The following is a 799-nucleotide window of genomic DNA, read 5'->3' on the forward strand; positions in this document are numbered from 1 at the left end:
CCATCGACTACGCCTGTCGGCCTCGCCTTAGGTCCCGACTCACCCTGGGCGGATTAGCCTGGCCCAGGAACCCTTGGTCATTCGGCGGCAGAGTTTCTCACTCTGCTTTCGCTACTCATGCCTGCATTCTCACTCCCACACCCTCCACACCTCGTTCACACGGGCGCTTCCACGGATGCAGGACGCTCCCCTACCCACCCACACACCTAGCCCACAACCCGTAGATCATGGGCGGGCTTATGTGAGTGCCGCGGCTTCGGCGGTGTACTTGAGCCCCGCTACATTGTCGGCGCAGGATCACTTGACCAGTGAGCTATTACGCACTCTTTCAAGGGTGGCTGCTTCTAAGCCAACCTCCTGGTTGTCTTCGCGACCCCACATCCTTTTCCACTTAGTACACGCTTAGGGGCCTTAGCCGGCGATCTGGGCTGTTTCCCTCTCGACTACGAACCTTATCGCCCGCAGTCTCACTGCCACGCTCTCACTTACCGGCATTCGGAGTTTGGCTGACGTCAGTAACCTAGTAGGGCCCATCGGCCATCCAGTAGCTCTACCTCCGGCAAGAAACACGCAACGCTGCACCTAAATGCATTTCGGGGAGAACCAGCTATCACGGAGTTTGATTGGCCTTTCACCCCTACCCACAACTCATCCCCTCCATTTTCAACTGAAGTGGGTTCGGGCCTCCACGACGTCTTACCGACGCTTCACCCTGGCCATGGGTAGATCACTCCGCTTCGGGTCTAGACCCAGCGACTCAACGCCCTATTCAGACTCGCTTTCGCTACGGCTACCCCAC

Annotated in this window: 1 rRNA gene; it reads right to left on the minus strand. The window is 58.2% G+C overall.

Annotated features, from left to right (window positions below):
• Nucleotides 1-799, minus strand: a 23S ribosomal RNA gene (locus ACXMYJ_RS29260); the annotation flags it as partial.

Source organism: Mycobacterium sp. ZZG (assembly GCF_054786995.1).